Source organism: Pseudomonas sp. SDO524_S393 (genome assembly GCF_054071875.1).
Genome location: NZ_JBSVVZ010000040.1, coordinates 23,352 through 48,781 on the forward strand (window position 1 = coordinate 23,352; position 25,430 = coordinate 48,781).

19 protein-coding genes are annotated in these 25,430 nt (G+C 60.6%); 3 read left to right on the top strand and 16 right to left on the bottom strand.

Translation table 11 applies throughout. The features are described 5' to 3' along the window. Positions 1–2: 2 nt before the first annotated feature. The 4 genes from ACW9IB_RS18160 to rpsU form a co-directional block, all read right to left on the bottom strand. Positions 3–3,746: an EAL domain-containing protein gene (locus tag ACW9IB_RS18160; protein WP_457414781.1), complete on the bottom strand. Its 3,744-nt coding sequence runs from the start codon at positions 3,744–3,746 to the stop codon at positions 3–5. A 134-nt stretch (positions 3,747–3,880) separates the two neighbouring features. Beyond that, positions 3,881–5,731 (bottom strand): RNA polymerase sigma factor RpoD, encoded by a 1,851-nt coding sequence (gene rpoD / locus ACW9IB_RS18165; RefSeq protein ID WP_457366721.1) that lies wholly within the window; start codon positions 5,729–5,731, stop codon positions 3,881–3,883. 67 nt (positions 5,732–5,798) lie between these two features. Continuing rightward, on the bottom strand, positions 5,799–7,769 hold the full coding sequence (gene dnaG, locus ACW9IB_RS18170; RefSeq protein WP_457414801.1) for a DNA primase: 1,971 nt from the start codon (positions 7,767–7,769) through the stop codon (positions 5,799–5,801). A gap of 445 nt (positions 7,770–8,214) precedes the next feature. Continuing rightward, positions 8,215–8,430 carry a 30S ribosomal protein S21 gene (gene rpsU, locus ACW9IB_RS18175; RefSeq protein ID WP_002551877.1) on the bottom strand — a complete coding sequence of 72 codons (216 nt, stop codon included), beginning with the start codon at positions 8,428–8,430 and terminating at the stop codon, positions 8,215–8,217. Between the two features lie 202 nt (positions 8,431–8,632). Here rpsU and tsaD point away from each other — a divergent pair, with 202 nt between their 5' ends. After that, positions 8,633–9,658, top strand: coding sequence for a tRNA (adenosine(37)-N6)-threonylcarbamoyltransferase complex transferase subunit TsaD (tsaD, locus tag ACW9IB_RS18180; protein ID WP_457366722.1), 1,026 nt, complete (start codon positions 8,633–8,635; stop codon positions 9,656–9,658). Positions 9,659–9,690: 32 nt separating this feature from the next. Here tsaD and plsY read toward each other — a convergent pair whose 3' ends face one another. After that, the gene (gene plsY, locus ACW9IB_RS18185) at positions 9,691–10,260 is read right to left on the bottom strand and encodes a glycerol-3-phosphate 1-O-acyltransferase PlsY (RefSeq protein WP_457414782.1); all 570 of its coding nucleotides are present in this window, start codon (positions 10,258–10,260) and stop codon (positions 9,691–9,693) included. A 74-nt stretch (positions 10,261–10,334) separates the two neighbouring features. Here plsY and folB point away from each other — a divergent pair, with 74 nt between their 5' ends. Both folB and folK read left to right on the top strand, forming a co-directional pair. Then, complete coding sequence (gene folB, locus ACW9IB_RS18190) at positions 10,335–10,688, top strand: dihydroneopterin aldolase (protein WP_457414784.1); 354 nt, start codon at positions 10,335–10,337, stop codon at positions 10,686–10,688. After that, a complete protein-coding gene (gene folK / locus ACW9IB_RS18195) occupies positions 10,679–11,197 on the top strand; it encodes a 2-amino-4-hydroxy-6-hydroxymethyldihydropteridine diphosphokinase (RefSeq protein ID WP_457414786.1) in 519 nt (172 codons plus the stop codon). The genes folB and folK overlap by 10 nt, the downstream gene beginning before the upstream one ends. Before the next feature lie 58 nt (positions 11,198–11,255). On the opposite strand, the gene ACW9IB_RS18200 is transcribed toward folK, so the two are convergent. The 11 genes from ACW9IB_RS18200 to ACW9IB_RS18250 all read right to left on the bottom strand — a co-directional run bounded on the left by ACW9IB_RS18200 (position 11,256) and on the right by ACW9IB_RS18250 (position 25,364). Further along, the gene (locus ACW9IB_RS18200) at positions 11,256–12,485 is read right to left on the bottom strand and encodes a multifunctional CCA addition/repair protein (RefSeq protein ID WP_457414788.1); all 1,230 of its coding nucleotides are present in this window, start codon (positions 12,483–12,485) and stop codon (positions 11,256–11,258) included. 63 nt (positions 12,486–12,548) lie between these two features. Beyond that, complete coding sequence (locus tag ACW9IB_RS18205) at positions 12,549–14,114, bottom strand: SpoVR family protein (RefSeq protein WP_457366727.1); 1,566 nt, start codon at positions 14,112–14,114, stop codon at positions 12,549–12,551. Continuing rightward, a complete protein-coding gene (locus ACW9IB_RS18210) occupies positions 14,111–15,382 on the bottom strand; it encodes a YeaH/YhbH family protein (protein WP_016977872.1) in 1,272 nt (423 codons plus the stop codon). The genes ACW9IB_RS18205 and ACW9IB_RS18210 overlap by 4 nt, the downstream gene beginning before the upstream one ends. Positions 15,383–15,495: 113 nt before the next feature. After that, positions 15,496–17,418 (bottom strand): PrkA family serine protein kinase, encoded by a 1,923-nt coding sequence (locus ACW9IB_RS18215; protein ID WP_457366728.1) that lies wholly within the window; start codon positions 17,416–17,418, stop codon positions 15,496–15,498. Between the two features lie 285 nt (positions 17,419–17,703). Further along, the gene (gene glpE / locus ACW9IB_RS18220) at positions 17,704–18,033 is read right to left on the bottom strand and encodes a thiosulfate sulfurtransferase GlpE (protein ID WP_457366729.1); all 330 of its coding nucleotides are present in this window, start codon (positions 18,031–18,033) and stop codon (positions 17,704–17,706) included. Positions 18,034–18,042: 9 nt separating this feature from the next. Next, positions 18,043–18,894, bottom strand: coding sequence for a symmetrical bis(5'-nucleosyl)-tetraphosphatase (locus ACW9IB_RS18225; RefSeq protein ID WP_457414790.1), 852 nt, complete (start codon positions 18,892–18,894; stop codon positions 18,043–18,045). After that, the gene (gene apaG / locus ACW9IB_RS18230; RefSeq protein ID WP_061434361.1) at positions 18,894–19,274 is read right to left on the bottom strand and encodes a Co2+/Mg2+ efflux protein ApaG; all 381 of its coding nucleotides are present in this window, start codon (positions 19,272–19,274) and stop codon (positions 18,894–18,896) included. Before apaG ends, ACW9IB_RS18225 begins: the two co-directional genes overlap by 1 nt. A gap of 169 nt (positions 19,275–19,443) precedes the next feature. Next, a complete protein-coding gene (rsmA, locus tag ACW9IB_RS18235) occupies positions 19,444–20,256 on the bottom strand; it encodes a 16S rRNA (adenine(1518)-N(6)/adenine(1519)-N(6))-dimethyltransferase RsmA (RefSeq protein ID WP_457366731.1) in 813 nt (270 codons plus the stop codon). Next, complete coding sequence (pdxA, locus tag ACW9IB_RS18240) at positions 20,253–21,242, bottom strand: 4-hydroxythreonine-4-phosphate dehydrogenase PdxA (protein WP_457366732.1); 990 nt, start codon at positions 21,240–21,242, stop codon at positions 20,253–20,255. Before pdxA ends, rsmA begins: the two co-directional genes overlap by 4 nt. Next, entirely contained in the window at positions 21,239–22,579 is a 1,341-nt protein-coding gene (locus ACW9IB_RS18245; RefSeq protein WP_457366733.1) for a peptidylprolyl isomerase, read from the bottom strand. Before ACW9IB_RS18245 ends, pdxA begins: the two co-directional genes overlap by 4 nt. Further along, positions 22,554–25,364: an LPS-assembly protein LptD gene (locus ACW9IB_RS18250; RefSeq protein ID WP_457414792.1), complete on the bottom strand. Its 2,811-nt coding sequence runs from the start codon at positions 25,362–25,364 to the stop codon at positions 22,554–22,556. Before ACW9IB_RS18250 ends, ACW9IB_RS18245 begins: the two co-directional genes overlap by 26 nt. Positions 25,365–25,430 lie beyond the last annotated feature (66 nt).

Here is a 25,430-nt window from a genome sequence, read left to right on the forward strand (position 1 = left end):
GATTATAGCGATGGTTTCTCTGCTGTGCTATCCGAAAAATCCTCGAGGTGCGTGCGAAGGAAGGTGGCGGCAAAGCGCTCGGGCGGCAGGGGCAGGCTGACGATGAAGCCTTGCATCTGTTCGCAGCCCTCGGCGGCAAGGAAGGCTTGCTGGGCGGGGGTTTCCACGCCTTCGGCGATAATGGTGAATTGCATGCTGTGGCCCAGGGCGATGATGGCGCGGACGATCGCGGCGTCGTGGGGATCGTCGGGCAGGCCGCGGACGAAGGATTGATCGATTTTCAGGTAGTCCAGCGGCAGGCGCTTGAGGTAGCTGAGGGACGAATAACCCGTACCGAAGTCATCGATTGCCAGTTGCACGCCCAGGCGTTTGAGCTGGTGCAGGACCTCCAGTGCTTCTTCGGCTTGGCTCATGATGAAGTTTTCGGTGATTTCCAGTTGCAGGCACCCGGGGGCCAGGCGGTAGTCGTGCAGCAGCTGTTTGATGCGTGACAGCAGGTTGGGATGCCGCAGCTGGGCGCCGGCGAGGTTGACCGACAGGGGGCCGAAGTCGTCGAAGGTACGTTGCCAGATGTGCATTTGTCGGCAGGCCTGCTCCAGGACCCAGTCGCCAATTTGCAGGATCATGCCGTTCTCTTCGGCCAGGGCAATGAAATGCTCGGGCGGCACGTCACCGAAGGTGGGGTGCCGCCAGCGGATCAGTGCTTCGGCGCCGATCAGTTCCTGGGTCTTCAGGCTGCGTTTGGGCTGGTAGTACAGGGACAGTTCGTCACGCTCGATGGCGCGGCGCAGTTCGTGCTCCAGGGCCACGCGTTCGTTGGCCTGGGCGGTGAGGTCGCAGGTGTAGCTTTCGACGCGGTTGCGGCCCTTGGCCTTGGAGCGGTACATCGCTGCGTCGGCGTTCTTGACCAGGGTCGCCACGTCGGTACCGTCCTGGGGATACAGGCTGGTGCCGATGCTGGCGCTGATGAAAAACTCATGCTCACCGGCCTGGAACGGCGGGGTGAAGCAAGCCAGCAGCTTGTTGGCCAGGTGTTCCGCATCGCTGGCGTGTTGCAGGCCGGGCAGCAGGATGATGAATTCGTCGCCGCCCAGGCGGGCCACGGTGTCGATGTCGCGCAGTTGCTCCTTGAGGCGAACGGCGATGTCCTTGAGCAGCAGGTCGCCGATGGGGTGGCCGAGGCTGTCGTTGATGTGTTTGAAACGGTCCAGGTCGAGAAACAGCACCGCGCCCTGCTTGCCGGTTTCCTGATGACCGTTGAGCGCCGCCTGCAGCCGGCTTTCGAACAAGGTGCGGTTGGGCAGGCCGGTCAGTGGGTCGTGGTGCGCCTGGTAGTCGAGACGCGCCTGGGCCAGCTTGAGGCTGGAGATGTCGGCGAACACCGCAACGAAGTGCGTGATCGACTGCTCGCGGTTGCGCACGGCACTGATGGTCAGCCAACTGGGGTACAGCTCGCCGTTCTTGCGACGGTTGGAAATCTCGCCCTGCCAGTGGCCCTGGGCGGTCAGCTGGTGCCACATCGCCGCGTAGAAGGCGCTGTCATGCAGGCCGGAGGCGAGCAGGCGCGGGGTCTGGCCGAGCGCTTCGAGCTCGCTGTAGCCGGTGATCTCGGTGAACGCACGGTTGACGGCGCTGATCTTCTGGCGCGTGTCGGTGATCAATACACCTTCGGCGGTGCTCTCGAACACGGTGGCGGCCTGTTGCAGCTTTTCCTGCATCAGCTGGCGATCGGTAATGTCCCGAGCGATGGTCAGCATGCAGTCGTCATCACCGATGGGTAATGGGCGGCTGGACAGCTCGCACAGGCGAATCAGGCCGTCGGCGCGGCGAATATGGCAGGTGAAGTCACGCACGAAACCGTCGCGTTGCAGCAATTCCAGCATGTGCTTGCGTTCGTTGAGGTCGACCCAGATGCCCAGGTCGAGGGTCGACTGGTCGAGAGAGGTGGCGCTGGTGAAGCCGGTCAGGCGACTGAACCCTTCGTTCACCTCAATCAGCAAACCATCGCGCTGGCGGCTCAGCAGCAAGCCGTCGGGCGAAGCGTGGAAGGCTTTGGCGAATTTCTCTTCCGACGTTTGCAGCAACTGCTGGGTTTCCTTCAGTTGGGTGATGTCGCGCACCACCACGACAATGGCTTCGACGGTATCGAGCTGGAACGGTTCGGCGGAGATCAGGCCGGTGAACGCCTGGCCGTTGCTGCGCAGGAAGGGCATTTCCAGATTGCGAATGCTGGTGGTCTGGAGCCGTTGCAACAGGCCCGGACCGACGCCCTGGATGCCCCAGATATTCAGTTCGGTGGCGGTTTTGCCCACCACGTCCACTGCCCTCAGGCCGATCTGATCTTCGAAGGCTTTGTTGACCTCCAGCAGGCAGCCGTCGGACAAGCGTGCGATCACCAGAATGTCCGGGCATTGCTGGAACACCGAGGCGAACTTCTGCTCGGACAGTTGCAGGGCTTCCTCGGTGCGCTTGGCCTCGCTGATGTCGATCATCAGGCCGCGCAGCACGGGCTCATGGCCGTGCTCGATCAGGCTGACGATGTCCCGCACCCACAGGCAGCGCCCATCGGCGGTGATCACTCGGTAATCGAGGCTGTGGTCGCGGTTGGCGCGGGTTTCGCGGTAGCAATAGGCTTCGGCGCGGGTCAGGTCGGCGGGGTGAATAATGTTGCGCCAGAAGCCAGGGATCAGCCAGTGCGCGCGGGGATAACCCAGCAGTTCCTCGGCATGGGGCGACACATAGCTGTAGGTGAAATCGACAACGCTCGCTTCCCAGGCAATGGCGGACAGGCTCTCCACCAGGCCGCGATAGTGGTATTCGCTGCTGCGCAGCTCCTGCTCCAGGGCGACCCTGCGGGAAATTTCCGAGCTGAGGCGACGATTGATCCGAATCACGATGGCCAACACGGTGCTCAATAGCAAAACCGCTGGTAGGCCGTAAAGCAGCAGATCGGTCCAGAAGGTGCGGTGATCGGTGAAGCTGCCGACCCAGTGTTGCTGGATGGCCTCGGTTTCGTCCGGAGTAAGGTCGGCGAGCACTTTGTCCAGAATGCCCACCAGCATTTTGTCGTCGCGGGGTACGCCCATCGCCAGTTGATAGCGGTAAGGCGTTTCGCCGCTGACGTAGAGCCCATCGAGCTTGAGTTGGCGCAGGCTCCACACGCTGGACGCGAGATCGCCGACCACGGCGTCCACCTCATCGGTGGCCAAGGCTTGCAGGGTCGAGCTGACATTGGGCATGGCGACCAGGTTGAGGTCGGGGTGGTGGGTGCGCAGCAATTCGTGGGGCGCGTAATTTTCCACCACCGCGATTTTCAGCCCGTACAGATCCTTGAGGTTGCGCGGTTGTGCACCGCCTTCATGGGCGAGGATCACAATAGGGAAGTCGAGGTAAGGACGCGTGAAGGCCAGGAAACTTTGACGCTCCGGCGTCGACATGATGCCGGGCAACAGGTCGAGCTGGTTGTTGTGGGCCTGCTCCAGCACGGCGCTCCAGTTCGCCGGCTCGATCAGTTTGATCCGCACGCCCAGGCGGTCCTGGATCAGGCGCACATAGTCGGCGGCCAGACCCTGATAGCGGCCATTCTCGTCGCGGTATTCGAAGGGTGGCCATGAGGCGTCCACCCCCAGGCGCAGCTCCTGATGGTCCGCCAGCCAGCCACGCTCATCATCAGTAAGAGTCAACGCGCCAGCCGTTGCGGTCCAGGTCAGCAGCGACAGCAGTAACACAGTCGGCAATCTGGGCATAACGGTCTCGTTATGGCACGGGGAATGTTTCGAGTGTAGACGGGCATTGTCGGGGAGGAGGGATGCAAGGCAGTTAATCTGTGATAACTGATTGCACAAAGCAAAACCCCCGGCCTGGGCCGGGGGTTCTGGTATCACTCGTCGAGGAAGGAGCGCAGGTGCTCGCTTCGCGTCGGGTGGCGCAACTTGCGCAGCGCCTTGGCTTCGATCTGACGGATCCGCTCGCGGGTCACGTCAAACTGCTTACCGACTTCCTCGAGAGTGTGGTCGGTATTCATGTCGATGCCGAAACGCATGCGCAGTACCTTGGCTTCACGGGCGGTGAGGCCGGACAGTACGTCGCGAGTCGCTTCTTTCAGGCTCTCAACGGTGGCGACATCGATTGGCGACTGCATGGTCGAGTCTTCGATGAAGTCACCCAGATGGGAGTCTTCGTCATCACCGATCGGGGTTTCCATGGAGATCGGCTCTTTGGCGATCTTCAGTACCTTGCGGATCTTGTCCTCAGGCATTTCCATGCGTTCGCCCAGCTCTTCCGGGGTCGGTTCACGGCCCATTTCCTGCAGCATCTGCCGGGAAATACGGTTGAGCTTGTTGATGGTCTCGATCATGTGCACCGGAATACGGATGGTGCGGGCCTGGTCGGCGATCGAGCGAGTGATCGCCTGACGGATCCACCAGGTGGCATAGGTCGAGAACTTGTAGCCGCGACGGTATTCGAACTTGTCCACCGCTTTCATCAAGCCGATGTTGCCTTCCTGGATCAGGTCAAGGAATTGCAGGCCACGGTTGGTGTACTTCTTGGCGATGGAGATCACCAGACGCAAGTTCGCTTCGACCATCTCTTTCTTCGCACGGCGGGCCTTGGCCTCACCGATCGACATGCGACGGTTGATGTCCTTGATCTCGATGATCGTCAGGCCGGTTTCGGCCTCGAGTGCGGTCAGCTTCTGCTGGCAACGGATGATGTCCGGCTGCAGGCGACCAATGGCTTCGGCGTATTTCGCCTTGCCTTTGGCCAGTGCGTCGGTCCAGCTTTCGTCCACTTCGTTGCCCGGGAACTGGCGCAGGAAGTCGGCACGCGGCATGCGTGCATCACGAACGCAGAGCTGCATGATCGCACGCTCTTGTGCGCGCAGGCGATCAAGGGCGCTGCGAACACGTTCAACCAGGCCTTCGAACTGCTTCGGTACCAGCTTGATCGGCATGAACAACTCGGCCAGGGCCAACAGCTCGGCAATCGCCTGCTTGTTGGTGCGACCGTGCTTCTTCAGAGCCTTGCGGGTGATTTCCATCTGATCGGAAACCGCACCGAAACGCTGGGCTGCAATGATCGGGTCCGGACCGCTTTCAACTTCTTCCTCGTCATCGCCGCTGCTTTCAGCGTCGTCGTCGTCGGAATCGTCGTCTGCTTTCGCGACCTTGGCATCGACCGGCGGCGGTACTTCCGCAGCAGGCGGTGCAATGCCGTCGTCCGGGTCGATGTAACCGCTCAGGACGTCGGACAGGCGGCCACCTTCGGTGGTTACGCGGTTGTACTCGGAGAGAATGTGGTCAACCGTGCCAGGGAAGTGCGCGATTGCGCCCATCACTTCACGGATACCCTCTTCGATACGCTTGGCGATTTCGATTTCGCCTTCACGTGTCAGCAGCTCGACGGTACCCATTTCACGCATATACATGCGCACAGGGTCAGTCGTGCGACCGATGTCGGTCTCCACCGCGGCCAGCGCTGCAGCGGCTTCTTCAGCGGCTGCCTCGTCGGTATCGGCGTCGGCCAACATAAGGGCGTCCGCATCCGGAGCACTCTCGTGTACGGGGATCCCCATGTCGTTAATCATGCGGATGATGTCTTCCACCTGCTCTGGATCTGAAATATCCTCAGGCAGGTGATCGTTGACCTCGGCGTAAGTCAGATACTTCTGCTCACGGCCCAGGGTGATCAACTCTTTGATACGAGACTGCTGTTGCGCTTTTCCGGACATAACACCCTATCCACTGAAGGTCTTGGCGGGCAAAAAACAAGCCGAGGATTATACCCGAGCTATGACCTCACACGCCAGCTGAGGTCGGGTTTGATGCGGAAACATTCTGTTTTAAGAGGTCCCGCATCTGCTTTGCTATCTGAATTTGCTCTTCAGCCGTCAATCCCGGCTGCCTGGCTCTCTTGATGAGTTCTTCGAGAGTCTGCGTATGCTGGCCCTCGGATAACCTAGTAATGGTGTCTAAAAACTGTTGTTCAAGGTTGTCGCCGTCAATTAGCCACTCCTTTTCCGCGAGCGCTTTCAGCAAGCGACCTTGCTCCGTGCCGTGCCAGCGGGCCATCAGCTGAATTGAGTTTAGCCCAGGATTTTTCTGCACGGCCTCGATCAGGGCGATCAGCACCTGGGCATAGGTATTGCTCTCGTTGGCAAAGTGGTCGGCGCTCTCGACCTTGCCCGCCAGCTGCGGGTGATGGATGAGCGTGCGCAGGGCGATCAGCATCGGCGCCTCCACGGCAACCGGTGTGCGCGGGGCGTAGGCCTCGTCACGATCGCCGCGCTTGCCGTTCTTGCTCCAGGGCTTCTTGTCCCACTTCTTGCCGCCGGCGCCGGGTTTTTTCGGTGTCCATTCCTGCTGGGGCACGTAGGCCTCCTGCGGTTGATGGAAATCCGAATAGTCCGGCATGGCGTCGTAGTCCATGCCGGGGTCGTAGGCCGGTGGCGCCTCTTGCGGCGCGTTGTGTACCAGTTGGCTGACGGCTTCGCCACTCAACCCGGTGATTTCCAGCAAGCGCTGGCGCATCAGGGTGCGCAGGTTGGCGCCGGGTACCTTGTCGATCAGCGGGGCGGCGAGAGTAGCCATATGGGCCTTGCCTTCGAGGGAGCGCGGATCGGCTTCTTCGGTCAGTTGCTGAAAGAAATAATCCGCCAGCGGCTGCGCATGCTGGTTGATACGGGCGCGGAACGCATCGGTGCCTTCGGCGCGCACCAGGGTGTCCGGGTCTTCGCCTTCGGGCAGGAACAGGAAGCGCGCCCGGCGCCCATCCTGCAGGCTCGACAGCGTGGCTTCGAGTGCGCGCCAGGCGGCATTGCGGCCGGCCTGGTCCCCGTCAAAGCAGAACAGCACGCTGGGCACGACGCGAAACAGGCGTTTCATATGCTCTTCGCTGGTGGCGGTGCCCAGCGTGGCCACGGCGTTGCGCAAGCCCTGCTGGGCGAGAGCGATCACGTCCATATAGCCTTCAACCACGATGATTTCATCGAGGTTGCGGTTGTTCTTGCGGGCTTCGAACAGCCCGTAGAGTTCCTGGCCTTTGTGAAACACGGCGGTTTCCGGCGAGTTCAGGTACTTGGGCTTATCGTCGCCCAGCACCCGGCCGCCAAAGGCGATGATGCGGCCACGCGTGTCACGAATCGGGAACATCACCCGGTCGCGAAAACGGTCATAGCGTTTGCCGGTCTCAGCGTTTTCCACCAGCAGTCCGGCGTCAATCATGGCTTTTTGTTGCAGGGTGTCGCTGCTCAGGTGTTTGTACAGGTTGTCCCAGCCCGGCGGGGCGAAGCCGAGGCCGAAGTCACGGGCGATTTCGCCGGTGAGGCCGCGACCTTTCAGGTAGTCGACGGCGGCCCTGCGCTGCGGGTGGCTTTTGAGTGCCTGACGATAAAATTCGGCGGCGGCCGTCAGTAGCGGGTACAGCGGCGAGTCGGTGGGCTGTCGCGGTTTGTGCGAACGGCCGCTTTCTTCGCGGGGGATTTCCATGCCGGCGGCTTTGGCCAGTTCCTCGACCGCCTGGGGGAAGTCCAGGTTGTCGTGGTCCATGATGAAGCCAAGGGCATTACCGCCAGCGCCACAGCCAAAGCAATAGTAGAACTGCTTGTCAGGGCTGACGCTGAAAGACGGGGTCTTTTCCTTGTGAAACGGGCAGCAGGCCGTGTAGTTCTTGCCCGCCTTCTTCATTTGCAGGCGCGAGCTGACCACATCGACGATGTCGGTGCGGTTCAGAAGGTCGTCAATAAAGCTCTGGGGAATCAGCCCGGCCATGGCGTTCTCGTCATCACTGCGTGTCAATGAGGCTCGTGAAGTGCTCAAGCGCACAGGTCGAGTGCTCGATCATCAATCGTCTGCTTGGGCTGTCAGGAAGTGTATCTGCCGAACATTCACTGACGTTAGTCTCTATCAGCCTTCGGTGCAGAAAGGTTGCCCTGGCGTCCGGTCGTGGCCAATGGCGGGCCTCGGAAGCTCATTCGATGGGCGCAGTCGACCACGTGGTCGGCTGTTTGTAAAAAGGGGGTGTGCTCGTCAGTAGCCTTGTTAGGCTCGTCAGAAGAGACGTGCACCGCTGGCAAAAGAGCCAGTCCTGACGTGTGAAGCGGTTGTATCGGTCGCATGTGCGGCGTCAACAGTGAAGCATCAAGCGATATCCGCAAATGCCAATAGCCCGGCTGAGGGCCGGGCTTGGCAGAAGCTTGCTACGAACGTCTGTGTATTAGTACAGACGAACGGCGCGGCGCTGTTCGCGCTGAACTTTCTTGGCGTGACGCTTAACAGCGGCTGCTGCTTTGCGCTTACGCTCAGAAGTTGGCTTCTCGTAAAATTCGCGGCTACGAACTTCGGCCAGTACACCGGCTTTTTCGCAGGAGCGCTTGAAACGACGCAGAGCTACGTCGAAGGGTTCGTTCTCTTTAACTTTGACGGCTGGCATCCAGAGCTACCTTCTTTCATTACCGGGATCAACGTTCTCGTCGCGAAAAACTCGCGGCTGAGGTCGTCGGTTTTTAAGGGTTGCGGATGTTAACCCCTCATTGCCCGGAATGCAAAGCCTCTGATCGAAAACCGCTGGTCGGAAGGGGGAGCGGCGACTATTATGCGCGCCTTCGAATTCAGCCTCTACAAGGCGCAAACCCATGCTAGTACTGGGACTTGAAACTTCCTGCGACGAAACCGGCGTCGCACTTTACGACAGTGAACGCGGGCTGTTGGGCGATGCGCTGTTCAGTCAGATCGATTTGCACCGCGCCTACGGCGGCGTGGTGCCCGAGCTGGCCAGCCGGGATCACGTCAAGCGCATGCTGCCGTTGATTCGCCAGGTGCTGGACCAGGCCGGCTGCGCGCCGACCGAGATCGACGCGGTTGCGTATACCGCTGGCCCGGGACTGGTCGGTGCCCTGCTGGTCGGGGCTTCCTGCGCCCAGGCCCTGGCGTTTGCCTGGGATATTCCGGCGTTGGGTGTGCACCACATGGAGGGGCATCTGCTGGCTCCGATGCTGGAAAAAACTCCGCCGCAGTTCCCGTTCGTCGCTTTGTTGGTTTCGGGCGGTCATACGCAGCTGGTTCAGGTGGATGGCATTGGCCAATACACCCTGTTGGGCGAGTCCCTGGACGATGCTGCCGGTGAAGCGTTCGACAAAACCGCCAAGATGATGGGGCTCAATTACCCCGGCGGCCCGGAAATCGCCCGTCTTGCCGAAAAAGGTGTGCCGGGCCGCTACACATTCCCGCGTCCGATGTGCGATCGCCCGGGCCTGATGTTCAGTTTCAGCGGCCTGAAGACCTCTGCGCTCAACACCTGGCAACAGAGCGTCAGCGCCGGAGACGACAGTGATCAAGCCCGTTGCGACATCGCGCTGGCGTTCCAGCAGGCCGTGGTGGAGACTTTGACCATCAAGTGCAAGCGCGCCCTGAAACAGGCCGGCATGAAGCGCCTGGTGATTGCCGGTGGCGTCAGCGCCAACAAAGCCTTGCGCAGTTCGCTGGAAAAAATGCTCGGCGACATGAAGGGCGATGTGTTCTACGCGCGGCCAGAATTTTGCACCGATAACGGCGCGATGATCGCCTATGCGGGCTGCCAGCGCTTGCAGGCCGGCCAGCACGAAAGCCTGGCGATCAGCGTTCAGGCACGTTGGCCGATGGAACAGTTGTCGCCGCTGTAGGTTTCAGGGTGAGCCGGGCTCATCGACGGTATTTAAAAATGCCGTTCGCGCCCGGCAAACAGGTCGCGTAAATTGCCGCGGTGGCGCCACACGATCAGCAGTGTCAGTACGCTCATCGGCAACAGTGCTGCCGGTTCCTGCCAGGCGAGCAGCGGCAGGGTCAGCGGCGTGGCGATCAGTGCAGCCAGTGAGCTGGTGCGGGTCAGGTAGAACGTCAGCAGCCAGGCAAGCACGGCCAGCAACGCTGCCGGTGGGTAGATTCCCAGCAGCATGCCAGCTGCCGTGGCGACACCTTTACCGCCGCGAAAGCGGAAATACAGCGGAAACAGATGGCCCAGGACGGCGCACACGCCCACCCAGGCCTGTTGTTGCAGGGGCAGACCGGCGAGGCTGGCGATCAGCACGGGCAAAAGGCCTTTGCAAACATCGCCGAGCAACGTCAGTACGGCGAGCTTTTTGCCCGCCAGGCGCAACATATTGGTGGCGCCGGCATTGCCTGAGCCACTCATTCGCGGGTCGGGATTTCCCGTGAGGCGGCTGAGCACGATGGCGAAGGAGAGCGAGCCAAGCAGGTAGGCGAAAATCGCCAGTGACCAAAACATGCTAACTATTCCGGGCGAGGGTGCCCTGATTCTAACGGGGCATCGCGCCCTTGTCGTGCAGCGGAGAAGAGTGCTTGGACAGAGTGTTTATCGAGGGCCTGGAAGTCGACACCGTGATCGGAGCCTACGACTGGGAGCGCGGGATCCGGCAATGCTTGCGTCTGGACCTGAGCTTCGCCTGGGATAACCGTCCGGCGGCGGCCGGCGATGACCTGAGCCTGGCGCTGGATTACGCCAGCGTATCCGCGCGCATCCAGGCCTTTGCCGAGCAGTCCCGGTTCCAGTTGGTGGAAACCTTCGCCGAGCGTTTGGCCGAAGTGCTGATGAGCGAGTTCCAGATCCCCTGGCTGCACCTCAAATTGACCAAGCCTGGAGCCGTGCCGGCTGCCAAGGGCGTGGGCGTGGAGATCGAGCGCGGATGCCGCTAACTCAGGTTTACCTCGGCCTTGGCAGCAACATCGAGCGCGAGGCGCATCTGCGTGCCGGCCTGGATGCGCTGGCCGGTTTCTTGACGGATATGCGCTGTTCGGCGGTGTTCGAAAGCCAGCCGGTTGGCATCAAGAGTGGCCCGTTCTTCAATCTGGTGGTGTCGGCCTACACCGACTTGCCACTGAGGGAGCTGGATCGTCGGCTGAAATTCATCGAGGCCGACAATGGCCGCTACGCGCCGGACCGTAAAGGGTTGCCGCTGGATATCGATGTGCTGCTGTATGGCGATCTGGTGGGTAATTTCGACGGACTGATTCTGCCCCGTGCAGAAATCCTCAAGAACGCGTTTGTGCTCTGGCCGCTGTCGCTGATGGCGCCCGAGCGCGTGCATCCTGAAGTCGGTAAGACGCTGGCCGAACTGTGGCGCGATGCGCAGATTGACCAGGTGCTGGCGCCTGTCGCATTTGAATGGCAGGGGCAGCCGCTCACGCCGAACACGTTCCTTTAGACGCTCGGCTTGCCAGCGATGGCGTACCTGAGGTTGCTATCGCAGGCAAGCCGGGCTCCTACAGTGCGTGGTGTTCTTTGTAGGTTTTCAGTGCCTTGAGCCGTTCGCGCTTGAGCGCCTCGCCTAGCTCCGGGCCTTTGAAGCCTTTCTCCAGCAGCGGTGCTACGGCGACTTCGCGCGCCGCCTTCGCCGCGCCGCGCAAGTAATCCGCTTGTGGATAACTTCTTTGCTCCAGACCTTTGCGGCCCCGGGCGTCCATCTCGCACGCCACCACAAATTCTTCAAAGCGCTGCGGGCGACGGTACACATCGAAACTCTGCAACAACTCCAGCAATGTCGAGGCTTTCAGCTCCAGGGCACGATGGCCGTGAGTGTGATATTCGCCCACCAGCAACGCTAATTCCTGGCAGTCTTTCGGCACCTTGAAACGTTCGTTGACCGCCTTGATCAGTTTGAGGCCCTTGAACTCGTGGGCAATGTGCCGGGGCAACTTATCCACAGGCGTCAGGCCTTTGCCCAAGTCGTGCAACAGGCAGGCCCAGCGTACGCTCAGTGGTTGTTGGTACAAGGCCGCCTGTTCCAGCACGCTCAAGGTGTGTATGCCGGTGTCGATTTCAGGGTGATGGGCCTCGGGCTGCGGTACACCGAACAGGGCGTCCACTTCCGGCATCAAGGTTTTCAGTGCGCCGCAGTCGCGCAGTACCTGGATGAATACCTGTGGCTGATCTTCCATCAGAGCGCGGGAAATTTCCTTCCAACTGCGTTCAGGTGTCAGGGCTTCAAGTTCGCCGGACTCACTGAGCTGGCGCATCAACGCCAGCGTTTCCGGCGCGACCCTGAAACCCAGGGAAGCGTAACGCGCAGCGAAACGTGCAACGCGCAGTACTCGCAGCGGATCTTCGGCAAATGCCGGTGAAACGTGGCGCAAAATACGAGCTTCAAGATCATGCTGACCTTGATAAGGATCGGTCAGGTTGCCGTCATCGTCCTCCGCCATCGCATTGATGGTCAGATCACGGCGAATCAGGTCTTCCTCCAGCGTGACCTCGGGACTGGCATGGAACACAAAGCCGCCATAACCCCGGCCACTCTTGCGTTCAGTGCGGGCGAGGGCATATTCATCGCCGTTTTTGGGGTCCAGAAACACCGGGAAGTCAGCGCCAACCGGTTTGTAACCCTTGGTCAGCATCTCGTCAGCCGTCGCGCCGACCACCACGCGGTCGATATCGGTGACCGGAATGCCCAAAAGACGATCCCGTACCGCACCGCCGACTTTGTAGATTTTCATGAAAAAGCCTCCATTAGCGGCACAGGATACCGCCTGAGCCTGGCCAATGGAGGCTTTGCTGTTTCAGAGATGAACGACGGCCAGGTCCAGGCGGCCGTAGTCGTTGTCGTTGTGATCGCTGCGCGGCGGTACGTGATGGGTTTTCATCACCTGTTCGCCCTGCAGGGTTTCCAGATGGATGTCGAAGCCCCATAGCCGATGCAGGTGTTTGAGTACTTCTTCGGTGGATTCGCCCAACGGTTTGCGATCGTGCTGCTGGTGACGCAGGGTCAGTGAGCGGTCCCCACGCACATCGATGCTGTAGATCTGGATGTTGGGTTCGCGGTTGCCCAGGTTGTATTGGGCTGCCAGGGTTTCGCGGATGGTGCGATAGCCCGGTTCATCATGGATGGCCGGTACCACCAGGTCATCTTTCAAGTCGTCATCCAGAATGCTGAACAACTTGAGGTCGCGGATGACCTGCGGCGACAGGTACTGCAGGATAAAACTCTCGTCCTTGAAGCTGCTCATGGCGAATTTGATGGTGGACAGCCAGTCGCTGCCGGCGATTTCCGGAAACCAGCGGCGATCCTCTTCGGTGGGGTGTTCGCACATGCGCCGGATGTCGCGGTACATGGCAAAACCCAGTGCGTAGGGATTGATGCCGTTGTAGTACGGGCTGTCGAAGCCGGGCTGGAACACCACGCTGGTGTGGGAGGTCAGGAACTCCATCATGAAGCCGTCGGTGACCAGCCCTTCGTCATACAGGTCGTTCATCAGCGTGTAGTGCCAGAACGTCGCCCAGCCTTCGTTCATGACCTGGGTCTGGCGCTGTGGATAAAAGTACTGCGCGATCTTGCGCACGATGCGCACGATTTCCCGTTGCCATGGCTCCAGCAGAGGGGCGTGCTTTTCCAGGAAGTACAGGATGTTTTCCTGGGGTTCGGCGGGGAAGCGTGCATTGTCCTTGTCGTTGTTTTTGCCGGCGCGTTTGGGAATGGTGCGCCACAGGTCGTTGATCTGCTTTTGCAGGTGTTCCTCACGCTCCTTCTGGCGCAGGCGTTCTTCCTCGGCGGAAATCGGATAAGGGCGCTTGTAGCGGTCGACGCCGTAGTTCATCAGGGCATGGCAGGAGTCGAGCAGGTCCTCCACCGCGTCGATGCCGTGGCGCTCCTCGCACTGCATGATGTACTGCTTGGCGAATACCAGGTAATCGATGATCGAACTGGCATCGGTCCAGGTGCGAAACAGGTAGTTGCCCTTGAAGAAGCTGTTATGCCCATAGCAGGCATGGGCCACTACCAGGGCCTGCATGCAGATGGTGTTTTCTTCCATCAGGTAGGCGATGCACGGGTCGGAGTTGATGACGATTTCGTAGGCCAGGCCCATTTGGCCCCGGGTGTAGGATTTCTCGGTGCTGAGAAAGTGTTTGCCGTAGGACCAGTGGTGGTAGCCCAGGGGCATGCCCACCGAGGCATAGGCGTCCATCATCTGTTCGGCGGTGATCACTTCGATCTGGTTGGGGTAGGTGTCCAGGGCATAACCCGCCGCAATGCGGCTGATTTCGCGGTCATAGGCCTGGATCAATTCAAAGGTCCACTCGGAACCCGTTGAAATGGGTTGGCGCTTGTTCTCTTTTTTGGCGGTCATGTCACTAACCTGCGCTGGAAGAGTTCACGGAAGACCGGGTAGATATCGCCGGCCGAGACCAGTTGCTGCTGGGCGAATGTGTCGGCAAAGGCTTCGCCGATGCGTTCGTATTCGAACCACAGGGCCTGATGCTCACGGGGGGTGATTTCGACGTAAGTGTAGTACTGCACGAACGGCATGATCTGGTTGATCAGGATGTCGCGGCAAATCGGCGAATCGTCGTTCCAGTTGTCACCGTCCGAAGCCTGGGCGGCGTAGATGTTCCACTCGTTGGCCGGGTAGCGCTCGGCCATGATCTCCTGCATCAGCTTCAGGGCGCTGGATACGATGGTGCCGCCGGTTTCCCTTGAATAGAAGAACTCTTCTTCGTCCACTTCCCGGGCGCTGGTGTGATGGCGGATGAACACCACGTCGATCTTGTCGTAGTTTCGCTTCAGGAACAGATACAACAGGATAAAGAAGCGCTTGGCTATGTCCTTGGTGGCCTGGGTCATCGAACCGGACACGTCCATCAGGCAGAACATTACGGCCTTGGAGCTGGGGTTGGGTTGCTTGACCAGCAGGTTGTACTTCAAGTCGAAGGTGTCGAGGAACGGTACGCGATGTATGCGCGCGCTGAGCTTCTCGATTTCAGCTTCGATTTCCTGAATATCGCCGAAGTTGTCCGGTTCTTCGCGCTTCAGGCGAGCAAGTTCTTCCTTGGCCTCCTTCAGTTTGGCGCGGCTGCTGCCCGACAGGGCGATACGCCGAGCGTGAGCCGAACGCAGGGTGCGGATGATGTTGATGCGGGAGGGGTTGCCCTCGTTGCTGATCCCCGCGCGCACCGTCTTGAAGGTGTCGGTTCCGGTCAGGTTGCGCTTGACCAGGTTGGGCAGTTCCAGGTCTTCGAACATGAACTCCAGGAATTCCTCCTGGGTGATCTGGAACACGAATTCGTCCATACCCTCGCCGGAATTGCCGGCCTTGCCCGGGCCTTTGCCGCCGCCACCGCCCTGTGGGCGCTGGATATGTTCGCCGGTGGTGAATTCCTTGTTGCCCGGATGCACGACGGTTTGCTTGCCGCCGCGCCCGTGGTGCAGCACCGGTTCGTCGATGTCCCGTCCGGGAATGCTGATTTGTTCGCCGTGTTCCATGTCGGTGATGGACCGGCGGCTGACGGCCTCTTCGACGGCCTTTTTGATGTGGTCACGGTAACGCCGCAGGAACCGCTGGCGGTTCACCGTGCTCTTGTTCTTGCCATTGAGGCGTCGGTCGATCACATAGCTCATGGGGAGCCCTCCGGGCAGCTTCACGTTACAAGCTTCAAGCCGCGAGCTGGAAGCTTAGAGACAAGCGGTCAGCTGCCAGGCCAGTGGCCTGGCAGTTCACGCCCGTCGCTGCCTTACTGCGATTTGCGCACCCGTAGGTACCACTCGGAAAGCAGTCGTACCTGTTTGTCGGTGTAGCCGCGCTCGACCATCCGTGTAACGAAATCGTTGTGTTTTTGCTGGTCCTCCTTGCTGGCCTTGGCATTGAAGCTGATGACGGGCAGCAGATCCTCGGTGTTGGAGAACATTTTCTTCTCGATGACCACCCGCAGCTTCTCGTAGCTGAGCCAGGTAGGGTTCTTGCCGTTGTTGTTGGCGCGGGCGCGCAGTACGAAGTTGACGATTTCGTTGCGGAAATCCTTCGGATTGCTGATGCCGGCGGGTTTTTCGATCTTTTCCAGTTCCTCGTTGAGGGCGACGCGGTTGAGGATTTCGCCGGTTTCCGGGTCGCGGTACTCCTGGTCCTGAATCCAGAAGTCCGCATACAGCACGTAGCGGTCGAAGATGTTCTGGCCGTACTCGCTGTAGGACTCCAGGTACGCGGTCTGGATTTCCTTGCCGATGAACTCGATGTAGCGCGGCGCCAGGTACTCCTTGAGGAAGCGCAGGTAGCGCTCACGGGTTTCGGCCTGGAATTGTTCCTGCTCGATCTGCTGTTCCAGCACGTAGAGCAGGTGCACGGGGTTGGCGGCGACCTCGTGGGGGTCGAAGTTGAAAACCTTGGACAGGATCTTGAACGCAAAGCGTGTCGACAGGCCGTTCATACCCTCATCCACACCGGCGGTGTCGCGGTATTCCTGGATCGACTTGGCCTTGGGGTCGGTGTCCTTGAGGTTTTCGCCGTCATACACACGCATTTTCGAATAGATATTCGAGTTTTCCGGTTCCTTGAGTCGCGACAGCACGGTGAACTGGGCCAGCATCTTCAGGGTGTCGGGGGCGCAGTGGGCCTTGGCCAGCGAGCTGTTGAACAGCAGTTTGTCGTAAATCTTGATTTCGTCGCTGACCCGCAGGCAGTACGGCACCTTGACGATGTAGATGCGGTCGATGAAGGCCTCGTTGTTCTTGTTGTTGCGGAAGGTGTGCCATTCCGATTCGTTGGAGTGGGCCAGCAGGATCCCCGTGAACGGAATCGCGCCCAGGCCTTCGGTGCTGTTGTAGTTACCTTCCTGGGTGGCCGTGAGCAGTGGGTGCAGTACCTTGATCGGGGCCTTGAACATCTCCACGAATTCCATCAGGCCCTGGTTGGCGCGGCACAGCGCGCCCGAGTAGCTGTAGGCGTCGGCGTCGTTCTGTGGGAACTCCTCGAGCTTGCGGATATCGACCTTGCCCACCAGTGCCGAAATGTCCTGGTTGTTCTCGTCGCCCGGTTCGGTCTTGGCCACACCGATCTGGTTGAGGATCGATGGGTAGAGCTTCACCACGCGGAACTGGCTGATGTCCCCACCGAACTCGGCCAGGCGCTTGGTGGCCCAGGGCGACATGATGGTGTTGAGGTAACGCCGCGGGATGCCGAAGTCTTCCTCGAGGATCGCGCCATCTTCCGTGGCGTTGAACAGCCCCAAAGGTGATTCGAAGACCGGAGAGCCCTTGATGGCGTAAAAGGGCACCTTCTCGATCAGTTGTTTGAGCTTTTCGGCCAGGGACGATTTACCGCCGCCGACGGGGCCGAGCAGGTAGAGGATCTGTTTCTTCTCTTCCAGGCCCTGGGCGGCATGCCGGAAGTAGGACACGATCTGGTCGATGCACTCTTCCATGCCGTGGAAGTCTTCAAAGGCCGGGTAGCGGCGGATCACCTTGTTGGAGAAGATTCGCGACAGGCGCGAATTGTTGGAGGTGTCCACCAGTTCCGGTTCACCGATGGCCAGCAGCAGGCGTTCGGCGGCGGACGCGTAGGCGCTGCGGTCCTGTTTGCACAGCTCGAGATACTCTTGAAGTGTGAGTTCTTCCTGCCGTGTGGACTCGAAGCGTTGTTGGAAGTGGCTAAAAATGCTCATGACGTCGTCACCTCGCTCGATACGTGGAGCCGACGCCGGATCAATCAGTCGATGCTGGCAGTCATTGACGATCGCCAATGGCCGTTTTCCCCCCAGAACATCCTGAAACGCTACCGATGACCCGTACGCCGGTGTACCGGCTCTCCCCTGATTCGGATGGCCTGCACTTAAGGATAGTTCGGAATCCGGGAGGTCAAGGCGCGATACGCAATTAGTTTGGCTGCGCCGTTCGTCAGAAACGGCGCTAGGCCAAGCGTCATGCGGGATAGCGGGGTGTGAAAAAAATTATTGCGAATCGCCGGAGGCAATTTCTGTCGGATAGGTCGTACGCCACAGTTCGAAGCCACCGTCCAGGCTATAGACGTCGGAGAAACCCTGGCTGACCAGATAGGCTGCCGCGTTCTGGCTGGAGTTGCCGTGGTAGCAGGCCACGATCAGCGGCGCGTCAAGGTCGGCGGCACGGATGAAATCGGCGATGTTGACGTTATCCAGGTGCTTGGCGCCGGTGATGTGCGCAGCGGCATAGGTCGGCTGGTCGCGGATATCAACCACCACCGCGCCTTGCTCGCGCAGGGCCTGGGCTTGTTCGGGGGGGATACGTTTGAATTCGCTCATGGCGGGCTCCTAGGACTTGGCAGTGGCCGGCAGTGTAACGGGAAGGGTCGATTCACACTGGCAGCTGTGACGCTCGCCGGTGTCGATGTTCATCAGGGTCATGGCGCCGCCCCACACGCAGCCTGTGTCGAGGGCGAACACCCCGGGCTCGTCGCATTTGCCTTCAAGCGCTGCCCAGTGGCCGAAGACGATCTTCGTGTCGCGGGTCTTGCGTTCCTTGTGGGCAAACCAGGGTTTGTAGCCGGGCAGCGCGGTTTCGGCGCCTTCCTTGCTCTTGAGGTCCAGCTTGCCTTCGGCCGTGCAGAAACGCATGCGCGTGAAATAGTTGGTGATCACACGCAGGCGCGCGACGCCGCTGAGGTCGTTGTCCCACTTCACCGGTTCGTTACCGTACATGCCGTCGAGGTAAGCGGTGTACAGATTGTCATCGGCCAGGGCACTTTCGACTTCGGCGGCGCACTTGAGGGCTTTCTTCAGCGTCCACTGCGGCGGGATGCCGGCGTGGACCAGTGCCATATTGCGAGCTTCGTCGTAGTGCATGAGTTTTTGACGGCGCAACCAGTCGAGCAGCTCGGCACGGTCTGGCGCCTCGAGGATTTCCCGCAGGGTGTCACCCTTTTTCAGGCGCTCGATCTTGTTGCCGGTGGCCAGCAGGTGCAGATCATGGTTGCCCAGAACGCACACCAGGGAATCACGCAGGCTATATAAGTAGCGCAAGGTCTCGAGGGATTCGGGGCCGCGGTTGACCAGGTCGCCCACTAACCACAAGCGATCCTTTGCCGGGTCGAAGGCGACACGCTCGAGCAGGCACTTGAGTGGCGCCAGGCAGCCTTGCAGGTCGCCGACCGCATAGGTCGCCATCAGTGCAGGGCTCCCGGCACGGCGAGGCGGAAGGGCGCGATGATCGCGTCGAACAGTTGGCCGTCGGTGGCTTTCATCTGGTAGGAGCCCTGCATGGTGCCGACCTTGGAGGTCATGACCGTGCCGCTGCTGTAGGTGTGGCTGGCGCCGCTGTCTATCAACGGCTGTTGGCCGACGACGCCTGCGCCACGGACTTCTTCGACCTGACCGTCACCATCGGTGATCACCCAGTGGCGCGACAGCAGCTTGGCCGGCACCAGCCCGTTGTTTTTCACCGTGATGGTGTAGGCAAAGGCGAAACGGTTGTGTTCGGGTTGGGACTGGTCCGCCAGGAAGCGGGTGACGACGCTGACGTCGATCTGGTAGCGAGGATCGGACATGCAAGGGGCCTTAAAAGCAAAAGCGAAGGACAGCAGATGCGAGTCAGTCTAGGCCATCAGCCGGGCACTAGGCCAGACATGTGGGAGCTGGCTTGCCTGCGATTGCATCAACGCGCGCTGACGGATGTTCCGCGGCGCATGCATCGCCGGCCAGCCGGCTCCGACACATTCACTCGGCGGCTGGCGCAGGCTTGATGGCAAGCTGGTCAGCCAGGCGCACGAACGCGGCCAGGTCCAATTGCTCGGGGCGCAGGCTGCCATCCACGCCGGCGGCTTCGATTTCGGCATTGGTCAGCAAGGCCTTGAGCGTATTGCGCAGGGTCTTGCGGCGTTGGTTGAAGGCTTCACGCACCACTCGCTCCAGCAGGCGATGGTCCTTGGCCGGGTGTGGCAGCACGGCGTGAGGCACCAGGCGCACGATGGCCGAATCGACTTTCGGCGGCGGGTTGAAAGCACCGGGGCCAACGTTGAACAGGTGTTCGACGCGGCAATGGTACTGAACCATGATCGACAGACGGCCCCAATCGCCACCGCCAGGCCCAGCCGCCAAGCGCTCCACCACTTCTTTTTGCAGCATGAAGTGCATGTCGCGGATGATCCCGGCGTTGTTCAGCAGGTGGAAGATCAACGGTGTGGAGATGTTGTACGGCAGGTTGCCGACGACCCGCAGGCTGTTGGGCGCGGCATTGAGCGTGTTGAAGTCGAACTTCAGCGCGTCGCCCTGGTGCAGGTTGAAATTGGATTGGCCGGCGAACTGCTGATTGAGGATCGGGACCAGGTCCTTGTCCAGCTCAACCACGTCCAGCTGGGCACCGCTGGCCAGCAGGCCCTGGGTCAGCGCGCCCTGGCCTGGACCGATTTCCAGCAGACGGTCTTCGGGTTTGGCATGGATGGAGCGCAGGATGCGGTCGATCACGCCAGCGTCGTGCAGGAAATTCTGTCCGAAGCGCTTGCGCGCCCGGTGTTGGTAATGCTCGGTCATATACGGGTCTCGGCCATCTGATAGGCGGTTTCCAGGGCCACGTGCAGGCTGCCGGTATCGATCTTGCCGCTGCCCGCCAGATCCAGGGCGGTGCCATGGTCGACGGAGGTGCGGATGATCGGCAGGCCCAGTGTCACGTTGACGGCGGCGCCAAAGCCTTTGTATTTAAGCACCGGCAGCCCCTGGTCATGGTACATAGCCAGCACTGCGTCGCAGTGCTCCAGATATTTGGGGGTAAACAGAGTGTCTGCAGGCAATGGGCCGCGCAGGTCCATGCCCTCCTGGCGCAGACGCTCCAGGGTAGGTTCGATGATGTCGATTTCTTCATGGCCCAGGTGGCCGCCTTCGCCGGCATGGGGGTTGAGCCCACAAACCAGGATGCGCGGGTGGGCGATGCCGAACTTCTGTTGCAGATCCGCGTGCAGGATGCGCGTTACGCGCTCCAGGCGCTCGACGGTGATCGCATCTGCAATATCGCGTAATGGCAGGTGCGTAGTGACCAGCGCGACGCGCAAGCCGCGCGTCGCCAGCATCATCACCACTTGGGCGGTGTGGGTCAGCTCGGCGAGGAATTCGGTGTGGCCGGAGAAGGCGATGCCGGATTCGTTGATCACGCCCTTGTGCACCGGGGCGGTGATCATCCCGGCGAAGTCGCCGTCGATGCAGCCTTGACCGGCACGGGTCAGGGTTTCCAGCACAAATGCGGCGTTGGCCTTGTCCAGTTGCCCGGCAACCACGTGGGTCGCGAGCGGGGTATCCCACACATACAGGCTGCCCGCCGGTGCCGGCAGGTCGGGCCAGTTGCCAGGCGCCACCTCCAGTAGATCGACGACCACACCCAACTGCGCGGCCCGCTCGATGAGCAGGTCGCGGCTGGTAATGGCAATCAGGGGGTGTGGCTGGGGCTGTGAGGCGAGCAGCAGGCACAGGTCTGGACCAATGCCGGCCGGCTCGCCGGGTGTCACCGCGAAACGCTGGGGTTTCACTGGGCTGCCTGGTCGGTGCCTGTTTGCTCGGCGCCTGGCAGCTTGTTCTCTACATAGGCTTCGTCACGGATCTGACGCAACCAGGTTTGCAGCTCTTCATCGTACTTGCGGTTACGCAGTACGTTCAGGGCTTGCTGCTCACGAGCCTGAGCGGTGTTGTCGGTGGCGCGACGGCCAAGGACTTCCAGCACGTGCCAGCCATATTGGGTCTTGAACGGCTTGGACAGCACGCCCTGTGGCGTGGAGGCCATCACTTGTTGGAATTCTGGCACCAAGGCTTTCGGATCGATCCAGTTCAGGTCGCCGCCATTGAGCGCCGAACCCGGGTCTTCCGAGAAACTCTTGGCCAGGGTGGCGAAGTCTTCACCGCTTTCGATGCGGTCGTAGATCTTCTGGGCCAGTTCCTTGGTTTGCGCTTCAGTGCGGATTTCGCTCGGTTTGACCAGGATATGACGGACGTGCACTTCGTCTTTCAGCGAGGTCTCGCCGCCACGACGCTCCAGCAACTTCAGAATGATGAAGCCGCCTGGCGTACGCGCTGGTTGAGTGATGCCGCCGACTTCCATCGCGCTCAGTTCACGGTCGAACGGAGGTGGCAGTTGAGCGGCTTTACGCCAGCCCATGTCACCGCCTTCGAGGGCGTTGTCACTGCCGGACACGGCAATGGCCGTCTGGGCAAAGTCGGCACCCGCCTTCAGGCGGTCATAGACAGCCTGGGTTTTGGCGGCGGCTGCGTTGAGCTGCTCGGAGTTGGCGCTGTCCGGGGTCGGGATCAGGATATTGGCCAGGTGCAGTTCTTCGGAAAGCTGCATCTTGCCCAGGTCCGACGCCAGGAAGTTCTTCACTTCCTGCTCTGAAACCTGAACCCGCTCTGCCACGCGGCGCTGACGCACACGGCTGATGATCATTTCACGGCGGATCTGGTCACGGGCGTCCTCATAGGACAAACCGTCATGGGCCAAGGCCGCACGGAACTGGTCGATGCTCATGTTGTTGCGCTGGGCGATGGTGCCGACCGCCTGGTTGAGCTCTTCATCCGAGATACGGATACCGGAGCGATCACCGATCTGCAGTTGCAGGTTCTCGACGATCAGACGCTCCAGCACCTGTTGGTCCAGGACGCTGGTCGGAGGTACGCCGCCGCCACGTTTGGCGATGGTTTGCTGAACTTCCTTGACCCGTTGGTCCAGCTGGCTTTGCATGATCACGTCGTTGTCGACGATGGCCACTACTTTATCCAGCTGTTGAACCGCAGCGTGTGCCGATGCGGTCCCCAGGAACAGCGCGCCCAGTACGAGCGGGCGCAGACAATCAGAAAGCTTGGTCTTCACGTTCACGATAACCTTCAATGCCTTTGTCGAGGAAGCTCTCTACCTTGGCGCCGGTCAGGCCGCCGAGTCCTTTGAGGACGATCTGGAAGAAGAGCCCGTGGTCACCCTTTTCGTTCAACGGGGCGATCTGAGTGTATTCGTCGTTGGAAACCCAATAACGGTTGATCACGCGAAGTTTCCAGCAGCAGTTGTCGTACTCGAAGCCACCGAAGGCCTCCAGTGTACGGTTGCGTGCGTAGTCATACTGCCAGCGGGTGATCAGGTTCCATTGTGGAATGATCGGCCACATCATCGAGAAGTCGTGTTGCTGGATTTTGTAGTAATCCTTCACGAAGTTCTCGTCGCCTGGCTTGCCGTAGTCACCACCGAACTGCCATTTGCCGGTCAGCTGGTTGTAGACCACCTGGTCGTTACGATAGCGGTAACCGACGTTGATGATCTTGTTCGGGTTGTCTTCCGGCTGATAGTGAAGCATCGCGCTGCCGGAACGAGGACTGTGGTTCTCGGTGTCCCAGTTGTAGTCGGCGGTGGCGCGCCAGTCGCGGTTGAAACGGAACTCGTAGTCCAGGGCCACCGGCGAAACGTCGGTGTTGGCGTCGGCGCGGTCGGCGGCGAGGATGCCCGGCAACTGCACCTGGCGGTCCTTGAAGTACAACGCCTGGCCTATCGACGCCCGCTGACGTTCGAAGCCGTTGTCTTCGATCCAGCGGCTGGTCAAGCCCAGGGACAGCTTGTTCTCGTCACCGATACGGTCGTTGCCGCTGAAGCGGTTGTCGCGGAACAGCGACGCGTAGCTGAACGAGTATTCGCTGGTGTCGAACACCGGAATGTCGCTCTGGTCCTTGTTCGGCACGTACAGGTAGAACGCGCGAGGCTCGAGGGTCTGGCGATAGTTGGTGCCGAACCAGTTGGTATCGCGGTCGAAATACAGGCCGCTGTCGATGCTGGCGACGGGAACTGCACGGTCCTGGGAGCTGCTGAAGCTGCCACCGGCATACGGGTTGGCGGCGGTCGAAGCCGCCTGCGCCGCGATGATCTGGTTCTTGCCGATGCTGTCCAGGTCCAGGTCGTACTTGGTGTAGACGTACTTGAGCTTCGGCGTCACGAAGCCGTAGGTCCAGTTCATCGGATATTCAACAGCCGGGGCAACGTTCAGGCGCGTACCGTTGGCACGGGTCAGGCCGGTCACGTAGGTGTCCAGGCGCGGCGATACCAGGCCGTTTTCGTCGGTGAAGGTGCCGTTCTCCAGATCGCGCTCGAAGCGTACGGCTTCGGTTTCGTACGAGAAGTTGAACCCACCCGGATGGTACGGCAGGGTGCCATTGAAGGTGATCTGCGGCAGCCGGTCATACGGGGTGATCTGGGAAATCGTCGCCAGCTGGTACGCCTGCAGGTTCAGTCGCGCCTGGTAGGAGTCGCCACGATAGGTGACGGAACCCTGCTGGTTGACGAAGTCGTTGCTCTTCACGCCTTCCTGGAAAGACTTGAGGTCCTGGAAGTAGTAAGGATCGCTGATGTTGGTGTAGTCGACCTCGGTCAGTACACGCGAATCCAGCCCGCCCTTGTGTTGCCAGTTGAGCATGTAGCGGGTTTTTTCGTAATCGGTCTGACGCTTGCGCTCGTCGTTGTCGTCGTTCAGGTAAGCGCCGCCGACCTGGCCTTCGCTGGACTTGGTGAGGTAGCGGAATTCGCCTTCCATCAACAGGCCGCGCTTGGTCATGTATTGCGGGTACAACGTGGCGTCGTAGTTCGGCGCCAGGTTGAAGTAGTACGGCGTCACCAAGGTAAAGCCGGTCTCGCCGCCGGTGCTGAAGCTAGGCGGCAGGAAGCCGGATTGACGACGATCGTCGATCGGGAAGTAGATGTAAGGGGTGTAGAGGATCGGGATGTTCTTGACCCGCAACGTCGCGTTGGTCGCCGTACCGAAGCCGGTGGCCGGGTTCAACGTGATGTTGTTGCCCTTGAGCTGCCAGGCGTTGCTGTCTGGCTCGCACGTGGTGTACGTACCGTCCTTGAGACGGATGATGGCGTTTTCGGCGCGCTTGGCGTACAGCGCGTTACCGCGAATGCGCGATTTGTGCAGCACGTATTCGGCGTTGTCGATCTGTGCCGCACCGGTGTCCAGCTGGACCTGGGCGTGGTCGCCGACGATCAGGGCGCCGTTGTCGCGCAGACGGACGTTGCCGTCCAGTTCGCCACGGCTCTCGGCCTGATACAGGCTGGCTTCCTGGGCTTCGAGCTGCATGCTGCCCTGGCGCATGACGACGTCACCGGCCAGGGTTGCAACCTGTTGCTCCTGCTCGTAGCGCGAAGCCTTGGCGCCGATAAAGGTCGGTGCATCGCTCTTGCTCGTCTTGTCGTTCATGCCGGGACGAGTCGGCTCGATATACGCACCGCCGCAGTACGGACCGGTTTCAGCCAGTTGGGCCGCGGTCAGCTTCTCGCGCGGTACCCAGTCCAGGTGGCTGTAGTCGGCGCTGCGCGAACGCAGGCCGCGGCCCTTGGATTCGGTGACCAGCGTGTTCTGCGGCACGGCCTCGGCTTTGCCGCCGGTCTCGCCGGATGGCGTGCCGGAGGTCGAGCTGACGGCTGCACCGTCATGCACCGGACGCGGTGGCAACGGGGCAGCCGCGGTTTTCGGCGCGCAATCCCAGGCACCCGAAGCAGAGACTGAGCAGTCATACTGTTCCGCGGCGACCACGAATGAGGTGGCGAAGGGTTGCATGGCCAGCAGACTGCCGGTTACCAGCAACGGAAATTTTCTACGAAACGCGGGGGATTTCAATGCCATCTTATTAGTCCGGGCTTCCTGCGTGCCATCTGCCCGCGGTGTGGGCCGCACGCCTCTCGATGGTCT

Coding starts and splice junctions, on each gene's coding strand:
- ACW9IB_RS18160 (WP_457414781.1), bottom strand. CDS start 3,746: ATGCCCAGATTGCCGACTGTGTTACTGCTGTCGCTGCTGACCTGGACC.
- rpoD (WP_457366721.1), bottom strand. CDS start 5,731: ATGTCCGGAAAAGCGCAACAGCAGTCTCGTATCAAAGAGTTGATCACC.
- dnaG (WP_457414801.1), bottom strand. CDS start 7,769: ATGGCCGGGCTGATTCCCCAGAGCTTTATTGACGACCTTCTGAACCGC.
- rpsU (WP_002551877.1), bottom strand. CDS start 8,430: ATGCCAGCCGTCAAAGTTAAAGAGAACGAACCCTTCGACGTAGCTCTG.
- tsaD (WP_457366722.1), top strand. CDS start 8,633: ATGCTAGTACTGGGACTTGAAACTTCCTGCGACGAAACCGGCGTCGCA.
- plsY (WP_457414782.1), bottom strand. CDS start 10,260: ATGTTTTGGTCACTGGCGATTTTCGCCTACCTGCTTGGCTCGCTCTCC.
- folK (WP_457414786.1), top strand. CDS start 10,679: ATGCCGCTAACTCAGGTTTACCTCGGCCTTGGCAGCAACATCGAGCGC.
- ACW9IB_RS18200 (WP_457414788.1), bottom strand. CDS start 12,485: ATGAAAATCTACAAAGTCGGCGGTGCGGTACGGGATCGTCTTTTGGGC.
- ACW9IB_RS18205 (WP_457366727.1), bottom strand. CDS start 14,114: ATGACCGCCAAAAAAGAGAACAAGCGCCAACCCATTTCAACGGGTTCC.
- ACW9IB_RS18210 (WP_016977872.1), bottom strand. CDS start 15,382: ATGAGCTATGTGATCGACCGACGCCTCAATGGCAAGAACAAGAGCACG.
- ACW9IB_RS18215 (WP_457366728.1), bottom strand. CDS start 17,418: ATGAGCATTTTTAGCCACTTCCAACAACGCTTCGAGTCCACACGGCAG.
- glpE (WP_457366729.1), bottom strand. CDS start 18,033: ATGAGCGAATTCAAACGTATCCCCCCCGAACAAGCCCAGGCCCTGCGC.
- ACW9IB_RS18225 (WP_457414790.1), bottom strand. CDS start 18,894: ATGGCGACCTATGCGGTCGGCGACCTGCAAGGCTGCCTGGCGCCACTC.
- apaG (WP_061434361.1), bottom strand. CDS start 19,274: ATGTCCGATCCTCGCTACCAGATCGACGTCAGCGTCGTCACCCGCTTC.
- rsmA (WP_457366731.1), bottom strand. CDS start 20,256: ATGACCGAGCATTACCAACACCGGGCGCGCAAGCGCTTCGGACAGAAT.
- ACW9IB_RS18250 (WP_457414792.1), bottom strand. CDS start 25,364: ATGGCATTGAAATCCCCCGCGTTTCGTAGAAAATTTCCGTTGCTGGTA.